This is a genomic window from Stenotrophomonas sp. STEN013 (assembly GCF_056760355.1).
The window spans coordinates 47,276-63,262 of sequence record NZ_JBRREO010000002.1 but is presented as its reverse complement, the minus strand read 5'-3'; the positions used below and the strand labels follow the sequence as shown (position 1 = coordinate 63,262).

11 protein-coding genes and 1 tRNA gene are annotated in these 15,987 nt (G+C 62.0%); all 12 read right to left on the bottom strand.

Translation table 11 applies throughout. The features are described 5' to 3' along the window. Window positions 1–18 precede the first annotated feature (18 nt). Window positions 19–2,160, bottom strand: coding sequence for an elongation factor G (gene fusA / locus ACVOMH_RS04360; RefSeq protein WP_057506326.1), 2,142 nt, complete (start codon window positions 2,158–2,160; stop codon window positions 19–21). 138 nt (window positions 2,161–2,298) lie between these two features. Then, complete coding sequence (rpsG, locus tag ACVOMH_RS04355; RefSeq protein ID WP_054657535.1) at window positions 2,299–2,766, bottom strand: 30S ribosomal protein S7; 468 nt, start codon at window positions 2,764–2,766, stop codon at window positions 2,299–2,301. Between the two features lie 10 nt (window positions 2,767–2,776). Then, complete coding sequence (gene rpsL / locus ACVOMH_RS04350; RefSeq protein ID WP_004145320.1) at window positions 2,777–3,151, bottom strand: 30S ribosomal protein S12; 375 nt, start codon at window positions 3,149–3,151, stop codon at window positions 2,777–2,779. 228 nt (window positions 3,152–3,379) lie between these two features. Next, window positions 3,380–7,606, bottom strand: coding sequence for a DNA-directed RNA polymerase subunit beta' (gene rpoC / locus ACVOMH_RS04345; RefSeq protein ID WP_481551183.1), 4,227 nt, complete (start codon window positions 7,604–7,606; stop codon window positions 3,380–3,382). Window positions 7,607–7,697: 91 nt separating this feature from the next. Continuing rightward, the gene (gene rpoB, locus ACVOMH_RS04340; protein ID WP_481551182.1) at window positions 7,698–11,888 is read right to left on the bottom strand and encodes a DNA-directed RNA polymerase subunit beta; all 4,191 of its coding nucleotides are present in this window, start codon (window positions 11,886–11,888) and stop codon (window positions 7,698–7,700) included. A 292-nt stretch (window positions 11,889–12,180) separates the two neighbouring features. Further along, complete coding sequence (rplL, locus tag ACVOMH_RS04335; RefSeq protein ID WP_054657537.1) at window positions 12,181–12,546, bottom strand: 50S ribosomal protein L7/L12; 366 nt, start codon at window positions 12,544–12,546, stop codon at window positions 12,181–12,183. Between the two features lie 63 nt (window positions 12,547–12,609). Then, a complete protein-coding gene (gene rplJ / locus ACVOMH_RS04330; protein WP_057506325.1) occupies window positions 12,610–13,143 on the bottom strand; it encodes a 50S ribosomal protein L10 in 534 nt (177 codons plus the stop codon). Between the two features lie 386 nt (window positions 13,144–13,529). After that, window positions 13,530–14,228: a 50S ribosomal protein L1 gene (gene rplA, locus ACVOMH_RS04325; RefSeq protein ID WP_054657540.1), complete on the bottom strand. Its 699-nt coding sequence runs from the start codon at window positions 14,226–14,228 to the stop codon at window positions 13,530–13,532. 4 nt (window positions 14,229–14,232) lie between these two features. Next, the gene (gene rplK, locus ACVOMH_RS04320) at window positions 14,233–14,661 is read right to left on the bottom strand and encodes a 50S ribosomal protein L11 (RefSeq protein WP_054657543.1); all 429 of its coding nucleotides are present in this window, start codon (window positions 14,659–14,661) and stop codon (window positions 14,233–14,235) included. Window positions 14,662–14,857: 196 nt separating this feature from the next. Continuing rightward, a complete protein-coding gene (gene nusG / locus ACVOMH_RS04315) occupies window positions 14,858–15,418 on the bottom strand; it encodes a transcription termination/antitermination protein NusG (protein ID WP_054657545.1) in 561 nt (186 codons plus the stop codon). Between the two features lie 10 nt (window positions 15,419–15,428). Next, complete coding sequence (gene secE / locus ACVOMH_RS04310; protein WP_054657547.1) at window positions 15,429–15,836, bottom strand: preprotein translocase subunit SecE; 408 nt, start codon at window positions 15,834–15,836, stop codon at window positions 15,429–15,431. Window positions 15,837–15,886: 50 nt separating this feature from the next. After that, window positions 15,887–15,962, bottom strand: a tRNA-Trp gene (locus ACVOMH_RS04305). Window positions 15,963–15,987: the final 25 nt, after the last annotated feature.

The window sequence follows — 15,987 nt, the reverse complement described above, 5'->3', positions numbered from 1 at the left end:
GAAGAAGCTGAGCGAGGCTCAGCCCTTCTTGATGACGGTTTCGGCGATGTTGTTCGGCGCCGGCTCGTAATGGTCGAATTCCATCGTGAAGGTTGCGCGACCCTGGGTCTGCGAACGCAGCGCGGTGGCGTAACCGAACATTTCGCCCAGCGGGATCATCGCATTGATGATGCTGGCCGAACCGTCACCGGTGGTGCCCGAGCCCTGCAGCACGCCACGACGGCGGCTCACGTCGCCCATCACGTCGCCCTGGTAATCCTCCGGGGTCACGATCTCGACCTTCATGATCGGCTCCAGCAGCACCGGCTTGGCCTTGGCGAAGCCCTGCTTGAAGGCCATCGACGAAGCGAGCTTGAACGCCATTTCCGAGGAGTCGACGTCGTGGTACGAGCCGAACACCAGCTTGACCTTGACATCCACCACCGGGAAGCCAGCCAGCGGACCGCTGGTGATGGTTTCGCGCAGGCCCTTTTCCACGGAAGGAATGAATTCCTTCGGGATCACGCCGCCGGTGATGTCATTGATGAACAGGAAATCGTCCTTGATCAGCGGAGCGATCTTCGGATCGGCGCGGTCTTCAGCGGTGATCGGCGACAGCTCGATCACAACGTGACCGTACTGGCCCTTACCACCGGACTGCTTGGCGTGCTTGTAATCGGACTTGACGTCAGAGGCCTGGATGGTTTCACGGTAGGCCACCTGCGGCTTGCCGACGTTGGCTTCAACGTTGAACTCGCGCTTGAGGCGGTCAACGATGATGTCCAGGTGCAGCTCGCCCATGCCCGAGATGATGGTCTGGCCGGATTCTTCGTCGGTCTTGACGCGGAACGACGGATCTTCCTGCGCCAGACGGCCCAGGGCCAGACCCATTTTTTCCTGGTCGGTCTTGGTCTTCGGCTCGACAGCCATCGAGATGACCGGCTCCGGGAAGGTCATGCGCTCAAGCACGATCGGTGCATCGATCGAGCACAGGGTATCACCGGTCGTGGTGTCCTTCAGACCCACGGCAGCGGCGATGTCACCGGCCAACACTTCCTTGATTTCCTCGCGGTTGTTGGAGTGCATCTGCAGGATGCGGCCGATACGCTCCTTCTTGTTCTTCACCGAGTTCAGCACGGTGTCGCCACCGTTCAGGGTGCCGGAGTAGACACGGAAGAAGGTCAGCGCGCCGACGAACGGGTCGGTGATGATCTTGAACGCCAGCGACGAGAACGGAGCCTTGTCGTCGGACTTGCGGGTCATTTCCTTAGTTTCGTCGTCGACGTCCACGCCCTTGACGTCCGGCACGTCCACCGGCGACGGCAGCAGCTGGATGACGCCGTCGAGCATGGCCTGCACGCCCTTGTTCTTGAACGCCGAGCCGCAGTACATCGGCACGATCTCGGTGGCCAGCGTACGGGTACGCAGCGCGCCAATGATCTCGGCCTCGGACAGCTCTTCGCCACCGAGGTACTTCTCCATCAGCTCTTCGCTGGCTTCAGCGGCGGTTTCCACCATGAAGTTGCGGGCCTCTTCGGCCGGCGCCTGCAGCTCGGCCGGAATTTCGGCGTACTCGAACTTCATGCCCTGGGACGCTTCATCCCAGTGGATCGCCTTCATCTTGAGCAGGTCGACCACGCCCTTGAAGCCTTCCTCAGCGCCGATCGGCAGCTGCATCGGCACGGCAACGGCGCCGAGCTTGGCCTTCAGCTGGTCGCGGACCTTGAAGAAGTTGGCACCGGTGCGGTCCATCTTGTTGACGAACGCAATGCGCGGAACCTGATACTTGTTGGCCTGGCGCCACACGGTTTCCGACTGCGGCTGCACGCCACCGACGGCACACAGCACGAACACGGCACCATCGAGCACGCGCAGCGAGCGCTCCACTTCGATGGTGAAGTCGACGTGCCCGGGGGTGTCGATGATGTTGAAGCGGTGCTCAGGCAGGGACTTGTCCATGCCCTTCCAGAACGCGGTGGTCGCAGCGGACTGGATCGTGATGCCACGCTCCTGTTCCTGCTCCATCCAGTCCATGGTGGCGGAGCCATCGTGCGTCTCGCCCAGCTTGTGGTTCTTGCCGGTGTAGAACAGGATGCGCTCGGACGTGGTGGTCTTGCCGGCATCGATGTGGGCCATGATGCCGAAGTTACGGTAACGCTCGATGGGAGTAGTGCGGGCCACAGGGAGCCTCTCAGATTCTTCGTATTTCGGAATGGCCGAACGCCGCCTTTCGGCGGCCTTCGGGTTGAAGCGGCGCTCAAAGCGCCACAGTGGCACCAGTTGGTGCCCGGGACCCAGTACTCAAGGTCCCTTTGGAACTCACCAGCGGTAGTGCGCGAACGCCTTGTTTGCTTCCGCCATACGGTGGGTTTCTTCGCGCTTCTTGATAGCGCCGCCGCGGTTTTCCGAGGCGTCCAGCAGCTCAGCAGCCAGCTTGCGCGGCATGGTGTTTTCGCCACGCTTGCGGGCCGAGTCGATCAGCCAGCGCATGGCCAGCGCCATCTTGCGCGAGGAGCGCACTTCGACCGGCACCTGGTAGGTGGCACCACCAACGCGGCGCGACTTCACTTCGACCGACGGTGCAACGTTGTCCAGGGCCTTCTGCACCAGCTCAACGGCGTTCGGGTTCTTTTCACCGATCACGTCCATGGCGCCATACACGATCTTCTCGGCGACGGACTTCTTGCCGCTGAGCATGACCATGTTGATGAAACGGGCGATGGTTTCGCTTCCGTGCTTCGGATCCGGCAGGACAGCGCGCTGCGGAGTATTACCTTTACGGGACATAGTCTACTCCTTAAGCCTTCGGACGCTTGGCGCCGTACTTGGAACGGGCCTGGCGACGCTTGGCAACGCCGGCAGCATCGAGCGAGCCGCGCACGGTGTGGTAACGCACACCCGGCAGATCCTTGACGCGACCACCGCGGATCAGGACCACGGAGTGCTCCTGCAGGTTATGGCCTTCACCACCGATGTAGCTGATGACCTCTTCCTGGTTCGTCAGGCGCACTTTGGCAACCTTACGCAGAGCCGAGTTCGGCTTCTTCGGGGTGGTGGTGTAAACACGGGTGCAAACGCCACGACGCTGCGGGCATTTGTCGAGTGCCGGCGAGGCACTCTTGTACGTGGTCGCTTGCCGCGGCTTGCGGACCAGCTGGTTGATCGTCGCCATCAGTAGGTTCTTCTGATTGGGGCCGTAAAAACGGCCAGAGATGCGGAAATTGTAAAGCAGGCCAAATTTTTGGCCTGCTGAGACAGACGATTGTAGCAACCCGTCAAAAGCACAGTCAAACGCGCCTCAGTCAGGCCGGCCCTGATCCAGAGCCGTTACAGGGGGGCCTCCATGTACCCCGTTCAGGTCGAACCGCCGGCCCGCGAACGGGCCGGCCAGTCGTCACTATTACTCTTCGCCACCGACAGTCTGTTCGACTTCCGGGGCTGCAACCTCCACTTCGGGAGCTGCTGCAGTGCCGGACAGGGTCTGGATTTCAGACTCGGTCAGGCCGGACGCACTGCGACGGCGCTTGGTGTGGTATGCAAGACCGGTACCCGCCGGAATCAGGCGGCCGACGATCACGTTCTCCTTCAGACCGCGCAGATTGTCCGAGGTGCCGCGGACGGCCGCTTCGGTCAGCACGCGCGTGGTTTCCTGGAACGATGCGGCCGAGATGAACGATTCGGTCGCCAGCGACGCCTTGGTGATACCCAGCAGCACCGGATCGAAACGGGCCGGCAGCTCATTGCGGGCGACCAGTTTCGCATTTTCCTCGATCACGCGCTGGCGCTCGGCCTGCTCGCCATTCAGGAACTTGCTGTTGCCCTGATCGGTGATTTCCACCTTGCGCAGCATCTGACGCGAGATCACTTCAATGTGCTTGTCGTTGATCTTCACGCCCTGCAGGCGGTACACGTCCTGGATTTCCTTGACCAGGTAGCGGGCCAGCTCTTCCACACCCTTCAGGCGCAGGATGTCCTGCGGGCTCGGCTCGCCGTCCACGATGGTTTCGCCGCGGCTCACGTGCTCACCTTCGAACACGATGATCTGGCGGTACTTCGGAATCAGCTCTTCGTGCTCCGAACCATCGGTGTCCTTGATGATCAGGCGCTGCTTGCCCTTGGTGTCCTTGCCGAAGCTGATGATACCCGAACGCTCGGCCAGGATCGCCGGATCCTTCGGCTTGCGCGCTTCGAACAGGTCGGCAACGCGCGGCAGACCACCGGTGATGTCGCGGGTCTTGGAGGCTTCCTGCGGAATCTTGGCGACCACGTCACCCACGCCGACCGGCACGCCGTCCTGCAGGTTGACGATCGAGCGCGGCGGCAGCAGGTACTGCGCCGGCAGATCGGTACCCGGGATGGTCAGGTCATTGCCCTTGGCATCGACGATGCGCACGATCGGACGCAGATCCTTGGCCTGCGAACCGCGACGCTTCGGATCGGTGATCTCACGCGAGGCCAGACCGGTCAGCTCGTCGGTCTTCTCGATGACGGTGACGCCGTCGATGAAGTCGATGAAGCGGATGAAACCGGCCACTTCCGACACGATCGGGTGGTTATGCGGATCCCAGGTCGCCACGGTCTGGCCAGCCTTGATTTCCGAACCGTCCTTGACCGTGATGTTGGCACCGTACGGCAGCTTGTAGCGCTCACGCTCGCGACCGTGCGGATCCAGCACCGAGATTTCGCCCGAACGCGACACCGCCACCAGCGAACCGTTGGCGTGCTCGACGTGCTTGAGGTTGGAGAACTTCACCGAACCGGTGGTCTTGACGGTGATGTTGTCCACCGCCGCCGCACGCGATGCCGCACCACCGATGTGGAACGTACGCATGGTCAGCTGGGTACCCGGCTCACCGATCGACTGTGCGGCGATCACACCGACCGCTTCACCGATATTGACGATGTGGCCACGGGCCAGATCGCGGCCGTAGCAGAGACCGCAGACACCGAATGCCGATTCACAGGTGATGGTCGAGCGGACCTTGATGGACTCCACGCTGGCTTCTTCCAGCTTGGCCACCCACTGCTCGTCGAGCAGCGTGTTGCGGGTCACGATCGGATCCTCGTCGTTGCCCGGCAGGAACACGTCCTCGGCAACCACGCGACCCAGCACGCGGTCCTTCAACGGCTCCACCACGTCGCCGCCTTCCACGATCGGCGTCATGGTCAGGCCTTCGACGGTGCCGCAGTCGACTTCGGTGATCACCACGTCCTGGGCCACGTCGACCAGACGACGGGTCAGGTAACCGGAGTTCGCCGTCTTCAGCGCGGTATCGGCCAGACCCTTACGGGCACCGTGGGTGGAGTTGAAGTACTCCTGCACGTTCAAGCCTTCGCGGAAGTTCGCCTTGATGGGCGTCTCGATGATCGAGCCGTCCGGACGCGCCATCAGGCCACGCATACCGGCCAACTGACGGATCTGCGCCTGGCTACCACGCGCACCGGAGTCGGCCATGATGTACAGCGAGTTCATCGACTTCTGGTCGACGACCTTGCCTTCAGCATCTTCCACCTTCTCGGTACCGATGGTTTCCATCATCGCCTTGGCGATGCGCTCGTTGGTGCGCGACCAGATGTCGACCACCTTGTTGTAACGCTCGCCCGCGGTGACCAGACCGGACTGGTACTGCTCCTGGATTTCCAGCACTTCGGCTTCGGCTTCGCCCAGGATGCCCTTCTTCGCATCCGGGATCAGCATGTCGTCGATACCGATCGACACGCCGGCGCGGGTGGCGTAGGCATAGCCGGTGTACATCAGCTTGTCGGCGAACACCACGGTGTCCTTCAGACCCAGCAGACGGTAGCTCTGGTTGATCAGGCGCGAGATGTTCTTCTTGGTCATCTCGGTGTTGCACAGCTCGAACGGCAGGCCCTCGGGCATGATCTCGCTCAGCAGCGCACGACCCACGGTCGTGTCCTCGATCGAGGTGCGCTTGACCTTGTTGCCATCGGCATCACGCTCGACGTGGGTGATACGCACCTTGACCTGGGCATGCAGCTCGACCAGACGGTTGTCGTAGGCGCGCTTCACTTCGTCGGTGTTGGCGAAGACCATGCCCTCGCCCTTCTTGTTCACCAGCGAGCGGCTCATGTAGTACAGGCCCAACACCACGTCCTGCGACGGCACGATGATCGGCTCGCCGTTGGCCGGCGACAGGATGTTGTTGGTGGACATCATCAACGCACGCGCTTCCAGCTGGGCTTCCAGCGAGAGCGGCACGTGGACGGCCATCTGGTCACCGTCGAAGTCGGCGTTGAATGCGGTACACACCAGCGGATGCAGCTGGATGGCCTTGCCTTCGATCAACAGCGGTTCGAACGCCTGGATGCCCAGACGGTGCAGGGTCGGCGCACGGTTCAGCAGCACCGGATGTTCGCGGATGACTTCTTCCAGGATGTCCCAGACTTCGCCTTCTTCGCGCTCGACCAGCTTCTTGGCGGCCTTGATGGTGGTGGCCAGCCCGCGACGCTGCAGCTTGGCGAACACGAACGGCTTGAACAGCTCCAGCGCCATCTTCTTCGGCAGGCCGCACTGGTGCAGCTTCAGGTACGGACCGACGGTGATCACCGAACGGCCCGAGTAGTCCACGCGCTTGCCGAGCAGGTTCTGGCGGAACCGACCCTGCTTGCCCTTGATCATGTCGGCCAGCGACTTGAGCGGGCGCTTGTTGGTGCCGGTGATGGCGCGGCCGCGGCGGCCGTTGTCCAGCAGGGCGTCAACCGATTCCTGCAGCATGCGCTTTTCGTTGCGCACGATGATGTCCGGCGCATTGAGCTCCAGCAGGCGACGCAGACGGTTGTTGCGGTTGATGACGCGGCGGTACAGATCGTTCAGATCCGAGGTCGCGAAGCGGCCACCGTCCAGCGGCACCAGCGGACGCAGATCCGGCGGCAGCACCGGCAGCACGGTCATCACCATCCACTCCGGACGGTTGCCCGACTCCAGGAAGGCTTCGACCAGCTTGATGCGCTTGGTCAGACGCTTGAGCTTGGTTTCCGAACCAGTGCTGGCGATTTCCTCGCGCAGGCGGACCATTTCGGCCTGCAGGTCGATGGTGCGCAGCAGTTCGAACACAGCCTCGGCGCCCATGGCGGCGTCGAAATCGTCACCGTGCTCCTGGCGGGCCTGCAGGTACTGCTCTTCGGTCAGCAGCTGACGGCGCTCCAGCGTGGTCAGACCCGGCTCGGTCACCACGTAGGCTTCGAAGTACAGCACGCGCTCGATGTCGCGCAGGGTCATGTCCAGCATCAGGCCGATGCGGCTGGGCAGCGACTTCAGGAACCAGATGTGGGCGACCGGCGAGGCCAGGTCGATGTGGCCCATGCGCTCGCGGCGCACCTTGGCCAGGGTCACCTCGGTGCCGCACTTCTCGCAGACCACGCCGCGGTGCTTCATGCGCTTGTACTTTCCGCACAGGCACTCGTAGTCCTTGACCGGGCCAAAGATGGCGGCACAGAACAGGCCGTCGCGTTCCGGCTTGAAGGTACGGTAGTTGATGGTTTCCGGCTTCTTCACTTCGCCGAAGGACCACGAACGGATCAGGTCCGGCGAGGCCAGCGCGATCTTGATCGCGTCGAAGTCCAGCGTCTGGCGCTGCTGGTTGAAGAGGTTGAGCAGGTCTTTCATGGTGTTCTCCGAAAGGAGGAAATCTTTGTCGATGGGCTGTCAGTTCACTGCGGGCGGCGCTGATGCATCAGATGCAGCAGCGCCTGCGCGATCAGTTGCCTTCCAGTTCCATGTTGATGGCCAGCGAACGGATTTCCTTCACCAAAACGTTGAAGGATTCCGGCATGCCCGCGACCATCTCGTGCTCACCGTCGACGATGTTCTTGTACATCTGGTTGCGGCCCTGCACGTCATCGGACTTCACCGTCAGCATCTCCTGCAGGGTGTAGGCCGCGCCGTAGGCTTCCAGCGCCCAGACTTCCATTTCACCGAAGCGCTGGCCACCGAACTGCGCCTTGCCGCCCAGCGGCTGCTGGGTGACGAGCGAGTACGGGCCGGTCGAACGGGCGTGCATCTTGTCGTCGACCAGGTGGTTCAGCTTCAAATAGTGCATGTAGCCCACCGTGGTCAGACGGTCGAACGCCTCACCGGTACGGCCGTCATGCAGCTGCATCTGCGTCTTGGTGGCGTTGAAGCCCAGACGTTCGGTTTCCGGAGCGCCATCCGGGTATGCCAGGTTCAGCATCTCGCGGATTTCGTCTTCGTGGGCGCCGTCGAACACCGGGGTAGCCATCGGCACACCGTCGGTCAGGTTCTTGGCCAAGCCGAGCAGCTCCTCGTCGCTGAACTGGCTCAGGTCCACGCGCTCGCCGGCAGTGCCGTTGTCGTGGTTGTAGATCTTGCCCAGGAACTCGCGCAGCTCGCTGACCGCACGCTGCTCTTCGAGCATCTTCTGGATGCGCTTGCCCAGACCCTTTGCGGCCCAGCCCAGGTGCACTTCCAGAATCTGGCCGATGTTCATACGCGACGGCACGCCCAGCGGGTTCAAGCAGATATCCACCGAGGTACCGTCAGCCATGTACGGCATGTCCTCGACCGGCACCACGTTGGAAACCACACCCTTGTTGCCGTGACGGCCTGCCATCTTGTCACCCGGCTGGATGCGACGCTTCACGGCCAGGAACACCTTGACCATCTTCAACACGCCCGGTGCCAGATCGTCACCCTGGGTGATCTTGCCGCGCTTGTCGGCGAAGCGACGCTCGAATTCCTTCTCGTGCGCCTGGATCTGCATCTGCGCGCGTTCGATGGCTTCGGCCGCGTCGTCATCCTTCATGCGCAGGGTGAACCAGTCGGACTTCTTCAGCCCGTCCAGCAGCGCGTCGGAGACGATGTCGCCCTTCTTCAGGCCGGCGCCGCCGTTGGCGACCTTGCCCACGATCTGCGAACGCAGACGGGCATAGATGGCCGCTTCCAGGATGCGGAACTGGTCGTCGAAGTCCTTCTTGACGCGCTTGATCTCGGATTCCTCGATCTGGCGCGCACGCTTGTCCTTCTCGATGCCGTCGCGGGTGAAGACCTGCACGTCGATGACGGTGCCGTCCATGCCCGGCGGCACGCGCAGCGAGCTGTCCTTAACGTCGGACGCCTTCTCACCGAAGATCGCACGCAGCAGCTTCTCTTCCGGGGTCAGCTGGCTCTCGCCCTTCGGCGTGACCTTGCCGACCAGGATGTCACCGGAGCGCACTTCGGCACCGATATACACCACGCCGGATTCGTCCAGACGGTTCAACGCCTGCTCGGACACGTTCGGGATGTCGGCGGAAATTTCCTCCGGCCCCAGCTTAGTGTCACGCGCAACGCAGGTCAGCTCTTCGATGTGGATCGTCGTGTAACGATCCTCTTCCACCACACGCTCGGACAGCAGGATGGAGTCTTCGAAGTTGTAGCCGTTCCACGGCATGAACGCGATCAGCATGTTCTGACCCAGCGCCAGCTCACCGATATCGGTGGACGGACCATCGGCCAGCACGTCGCCACGCGCGATCACATCACCCACGTTCACCAGCGGACGCTGGTTGATGCAGGTGTTCTGGTTCGAACGGGTGTACTTGATCAGGTTGTAGATGTCCACGCCGGCATCAGCGGCATCGGTGATCTCGTTCTCGTTGACCTTGACCACGATGCGGCCGGCGTCGATCTGCACGATCTCGCCACCACGACGGGCGTTCACGGTCACGCCGGAGTCACGCGCCACGGCACGCTCGATACCGGTACCGACCAGCGGCTTCTGCGCACGCAACGTCGGCACGGCCTGACGCTGCATGTTGGCGCCCATCAGTGCACGGTTGGCGTCATCGTGCTCCAGGAACGGCACCAGCGCCGCGGCGACCGACACGGTCTGCATCGGCGAGACGTCCATGAAGTGCACTTCGGCCGGCGGCTTGAGCAGCGATTCGCCCTGGTAACGGCACGGCACGAAGGTCTCGGTGAGCATGTTGTCGCCATCGGTCAGGGCATTGGCCTGGGCGATGACGTACTCGTTCTCTTCGATCGCCGACAGATACTCGATATCGTCGCTGACCTTGCCGTCGTGCACCTTGCGGTACGGGGTTTCCAGGAAACCGTACTCGTTGGTGCGCGCGTACACGGCCAGCGAGTTGATCAGGCCGATGTTCGGGCCTTCCGGGGTTTCGATGGTGCAGACGCGGCCGTAATGGGTCGGGTGCACGTCGCGCACTTCGAAGCCGGCACGTTCGCGGGTCAGACCGCCCGGGCCCAGCGCCGAGACACGCCGCTTGTGGGTCACTTCCGACAGCGGGTTGTTCTGGTCCATGAACTGCGACAGCTGCGACGAGCCGAAGAATTCCTTGATCGCGGCAGCCACCGGCTTGGCGTTGATCAGCTCCTGCGGCGTGAGGCCTTCGGACTCGGCCATCGACAGGCGTTCCTTGACCGCGCGCTCGACGCGGACCAGGCCCACGCGGAACACGTTCTCGGCCATTTCACCGACCGAACGCACGCGACGGTTGCCCAGGTGATCGATGTCATCGACCACGCCACGACCGTTGCGGATCTCGGTCAGCACCTTGATCACGTCCAGGATGTCCGAACCTTCGCCATGGGCGGCAACCAGACGCTTGGATTCCTCGTCGTTGCGCTCGCCGAAGTACTTGCGGTCGTACAGCACGGCTTCGCCGGTGACTTCCTTGCGGCCGACACGGCGGTTGAACTTCATGCGACCGACCGTGGACAGGTCGTAACGCTCGAAAGTGAAGAACAGGTTGTGGAACAGGTTCTGCGCGGCATCCTTGGTCGGCGGCTCCCCCGGACGCATCATGCGGTAGATCTCGACCAGCGCTTCCAGCTGCGTCTTGGTCGGATCGATACGCAGGGTGTTGGACAGGTACGGACCACGATCCAGATCGTTCACCCACAGGGTGCCGACCGCATCCACCCCCGCCTTGCGGAAGTTCTGCAGCTGCTCGTCGGTGATCTCGTCGTTGGCCTGGGCCAGCAGCTCACCGGTGTTCGCATCGACCACGTCGTGCGACAGGATGTGGCCGACCAGGTAGTCGTCCGGCACCGCCAGCGCGGCGATGCCCGAGGCCTGCAGCTGCTTGATGTGGCGGGCGGTGATGCGCTTGCCGGCTTCCACGATGACCTTGTCACCGTCAGCCAGGTCGAAGTTCAGCGTTTCACCACGCAGACGCTCCGGCACCAGCTCCAGCTGCACGCCTTCGTCCGGGTTGATGTGGAACGTGTTGATCTCGAAGAACTCGGCCAGCATCTCTTCGTTGCTGTAGCCGAGCGCGCGCAGCAGGATCGATACCGGCAGCTTGCGGCGACGGTCGATACGGGTGAACAGCGCATCCTTCGGGTCGAACTCGAAGTCCAGCCAGGAACCGCGGTAAGGAATGATGCGGGCGCTGTACAGCAGCTTGCCCGAGCTGTGGGTCTTGCCACGGTCGTGGTCGAAGAACACGCCCGGCGAACGGTGCAGCTGCGACACGATGACGCGCTCGGTACCGTTGACGATGAAGGTGCCGTTGTCGGTCATCAGCGGGATTTCGCCCAGATAGACCTCCTGCTCCTTCACGTACTTGATCGCCTTGGTGGACGATTCGCGGTCATAGATGACCAGGCGTACGGTCACGCGCAGCGGCGCGCCGTAGCTCATGCCACGCTGGCGACATTCGCGCTCGTCAAACACCGGGTCGCCCAGCTTGTAACCGACATATTCCAGCGCAGCGTTGCCGCTGTAGCTGGAGATCGGGAACACCGACTTCAGTGCGGCATGCAGGCCGTGCTCCGAGCGCTTGGCCGGATCAACGTTTTCCTGCAGGAATTCGCGGTACGAATCGACCTGGATGGCGAGCAGGAACGGCACTTCGAGGATCGAGCGCTGCTTGCCGAAGTCTTTGCGGATTCGCTTTTTTTCGGTGTACGAATAGGACGTCATGAGGTCTTCCACCTTGTTGTGCGAGCCGTGCGTCCACGACCCGTAAGGAAACTTGAATTGCCAGTTGGAAGTCGCTGGTATTGCCGGCACCAGCACGCCTTCTCCTGCTACTTCCAACTGCCAACTCGCTTGGAACACGGAGTTGGGCTTTACCAGCGCGTCAGATCGTCACCAACCGCGCGCCAGGTACCGCACCCGCAATCCACTTGCGGTTTGAAACGACCAAAGGCCGGGGACTTACGTCCCCAGCCTTGGCTGCATCGCCGTGAATCGATGACGATGCAAGAACTGATTACTTCAGCTCGACGGTAGCACCGGCGGCTTCCAGATCCTTCTTGAACTTCTCGGCGTCTTCCTTCGAAGCGCCTTCCTTCACGACGCCACCGGCTTCGGCCAGATCCTTCGCTTCCTTCAGGCCCAGGCCGGTGATGGCACGAACGGCCTTAATCACTTCGACCTTCTTGGCGCCGGCATCCTTCAGGATGACGTTGAATTCGGTCTGCTCTTCAACCACAGCAGCCGGGCCGGCAGCGGCAACGGCAACCGGAGCAGCGGCGGAAACGCCGAACTTCTCTTCGATGGCCTTGACCAGCTCCATCACTTCCATCAGGGACTTTTCGGCGATTGCGTCGACGATCTGATCGTTGGTAAGGGACATTTTGATTACCTTTTGAAAATATTCTGGATTGAGGTTCCGTACGGAACCACGGGGACGTCGAACTTAGGCGGTTTCAGCAGCCGGCTCGGCAGCTTCTGCAGCTGCGCCACCTTCCTGCTTTTCACCGACAGCCTTGACGGCGCGCGCGAACATGGTGACCGGCTCGGTCAGGACGCGGGCCAGCATGGCCAGGGCCTGATCACGGGTCGGCAGCGATGCCAGCACGTCAACGTGGCCAGCCGGGAACAGTTCCCCGCCGATTGCCACGACTTTCGCCTTCAGCTTGTCATTGCCCTTGGCGGCATCCTTGATCAGGCGACCGGCTGCGCCGGGCTCCTCGAGCGAAAACGCATACAGCAGCGGACCAACCAGCTGGTCCTGGGCGCATGCGAAATCGGTGCCTTCAACGGCACGTGCGGCCAGCGTGTTCTTGACAACTTTCAAGAAAACACCGGTTTCACGCGCCTGCTTGCGCATCGCGGTCATCTGGGCGACCGTGGTGCCAGCGTATTCGGCTGCGATCAAGGAGTGGGCCTTGGCGGCGACGTCTGCCAGCTCGGCGACTACTTCTTGCTTCTGGGACAGATTGAGAGCCATTGCACTCCTCCTATTGAACTCCGCTTACGGCTCCTGCCGTGTGCGGTCCTGGGCGGCTTCCATCCTGGACGCCGGGAGCATCGGGGTGACGCTCCGGTGGTGGCCGTTCTAGAGCTGGAGTGGGCGAACCTGGGTTACCCCAGACGTGCGTGAACCAGAAAAATTCCAGAAAGGCGGCACCATCTACGCAGGGTGATTCAGAACGAATCGATTAAGCGCTCCCGCTATGCCGGCGGCGACTCCTTGCCAGATCGAGCTTCCGTGCCCGTCGCCGGTATGCGCTGACCGCGCCTGCGGTCTTTGACGGCTATCACCCGGGCGGACCCGGGCAACGCCTTCAAAATGACGGATGCGGCACCCATAGGCACCGCACCCGCTTGAAACGATTACTTCAGGGTCAGCGAGGACTGATCAACCGTCACGCCCGGGCCCATCGTCGAGCTCACCGAAACCTTCTGCAGGTAGGTGCCCTTCGAGGTGGCCGGCTTGGCCTTGATCAGATCGACCAGCAGCGCCTGCAGGTTCGACTGCAGTGCGGCGTTGTCGAAGCTGGCCTTGCCGATGGTGCAGTGGATGATGCCGGCCTTGTCGGTGCGGTAACGCACCTGACCCGACTTGGCATTCTTCACCGCTTCGCCCGGGTTGGCCGACACAGTGCCGACCTTCGGGTTCGGCATCAGGCCGCGCGGGCCCAGCACGGTGCCCAGCTTACCCACGACGCGCATCGCGTCCGGGGTGGCGATGACCACGTCATAGTTCAGATCGCCGGCCTGCATCTTCTCGGCCAGATCGTCCATACCGACGGCTTCGGCGCCAGCGGCCAGGGCTTCATCCGCCTTGGCACCGGCCGGAGCGAACACGGCCACACGGACCGACTTGCCGGTACCGGCCGGCAGCACGGTCGAACCGCGCACCTGCTGGTCGGACTTCTTCGCATCCACGCCCAGGCGCACAGCAACGTCGATGGACTCGACGAACTTGGCCTTGGTGGCGGTCTTCAGGATGTTGATCGCTTCTTCGAAGGCGTATGCCTTGCCCGGAACGACGGCGGCCTTGATGGCCTTCTCACGCTTGGTCTGTGCCATCAGATTAACCCTCTACCACCAGGCCCATGGAACGGGCGGAGCCCGCGATCGTACGCACGGCGGCGTCCAGGTCAGCAGCCGTCAGATCCGGCTCCTTCGCCTTGCAGATTTCTTCCAGCTGCGCGCGCGTGACCTTGCCCACCTTGTCGGTGTTGGGCTTTTTCGAGCCCGAGGTGATGCCGGCAGCCTTCTTGAGCAGCACGGTGGCCGGGGTGCTCTTGGTGATGAAGGTGAAGGTACGGTCCGAATAGGCCGTGATGATCACCGGCACCGGCAGACCCGGCTCCAGCTTCTGCGTGGCGGCATTGAACGCCTTGCAGAATTCCATGATGTTCAGACCGCGCTGACCCAGCGCCGGGCCGACCGGCGGCGAGGGGTTGGCCTGACCGGCCTTCACCTGCAGCTTGATGTAGCCAATTACTTTCTTAGCCATGAGTTTTTCTCCGGGTGCTAGCGCCTTTCGACAACAGGCTCCCCATCGGACCGGGAATCACGCGTCCCGGCTTTCGCGTTTTGAAATCACACCAAAGGCCACCTCTCGGCAGCCCTTGATCGCACCTTTCCGAGGAAAGAGCCGAAAATTATAGCAACTTTTACGCCAATCGCCTGAATGGGCGAATGCCTATCGATCAAGAGGCCTTTTCGACCTGACCGAACTCCAGCTCCACCGGCGTGGAACGACCGAAAATGAGCACCGCAACACGCAGGCGACTCTTTTCGTAATTGACTTCCTCGACGACGCCATTGAAATCATTGAACGGCCCCTCGATGACACGGACCATCTGACCCGGCTCGAACAGCACCTTCGGACGCGGCTTCTCCACACCTTCCTGGACACGATCCAAGATGGCGGCCGCCTCCTCGTCGCGAATCGGCAACGGGCGATCGGCAGTACCACCGATAAAACCCATGACCTTCGGGGTTTCCTTCACCAGGTGCCAGCTTTCGTTGTCGATACGCGGAATACCGGCTTCTTCGTGGGTTTCGATCTGAACCAGCACGTACCCGGGGAAGAACTTGCGCTCGGAACGGCGCTTCTGACCGGAGCGCATCTCGACCACCTCTTCGGTGGGAACCAGCACATCACCGAAACGCTCCTGCATCTCGTCACGCACAATGCGATCACGCAACGCCTGCGCAACCGACTTCTCAAAACCTGAATAGGCGTGGACGACGTACCAACGTTTCACTGTTTTCTCCTCAACGCCCAAAGAACCACTGGGTCAGTTTCTGGATCACGAAATCAAAACCACCCAGCAGCAGGCTCAGCACGATCACCACCACAATTACCACCCACGTCATGCGGATGGCTTCCTGGCGGGTCGGCCACACAACCTTGCGCAGCTCGAAACGGGATTCGGAAAGAAATTCGCGAACCTGATGCCCCTTACCGGTCATCATGAACACGGCAACACCTGCCACCAGCCCGACGACGACTGCCAGAACACGCAACTGACCCGACCAGGCACCCAAGCGTGCCGCCTGCTCAGGTGAGGAAAACCAGAACCAGAAGAACAGACCCGCCAGAGCCAACAACGCAGCCCCGACGTACTTGGCGATATCAACACCCGATGCGGTGCTCTTGGAGTGCTCGATCTTGCTATTCATCCGACTCTTGCTGCTGGTGCGACCAAGGTCACTGGATAGAGTGTGGCAAGTGGCACGCCAGGAGGGACTCGAACCCCCAACCTGCGGTTTTGGAGACCGCTGCTCTGCCAATTGAGCTACTGGCGTATGACTTGGCTTGTTTACACGTCCC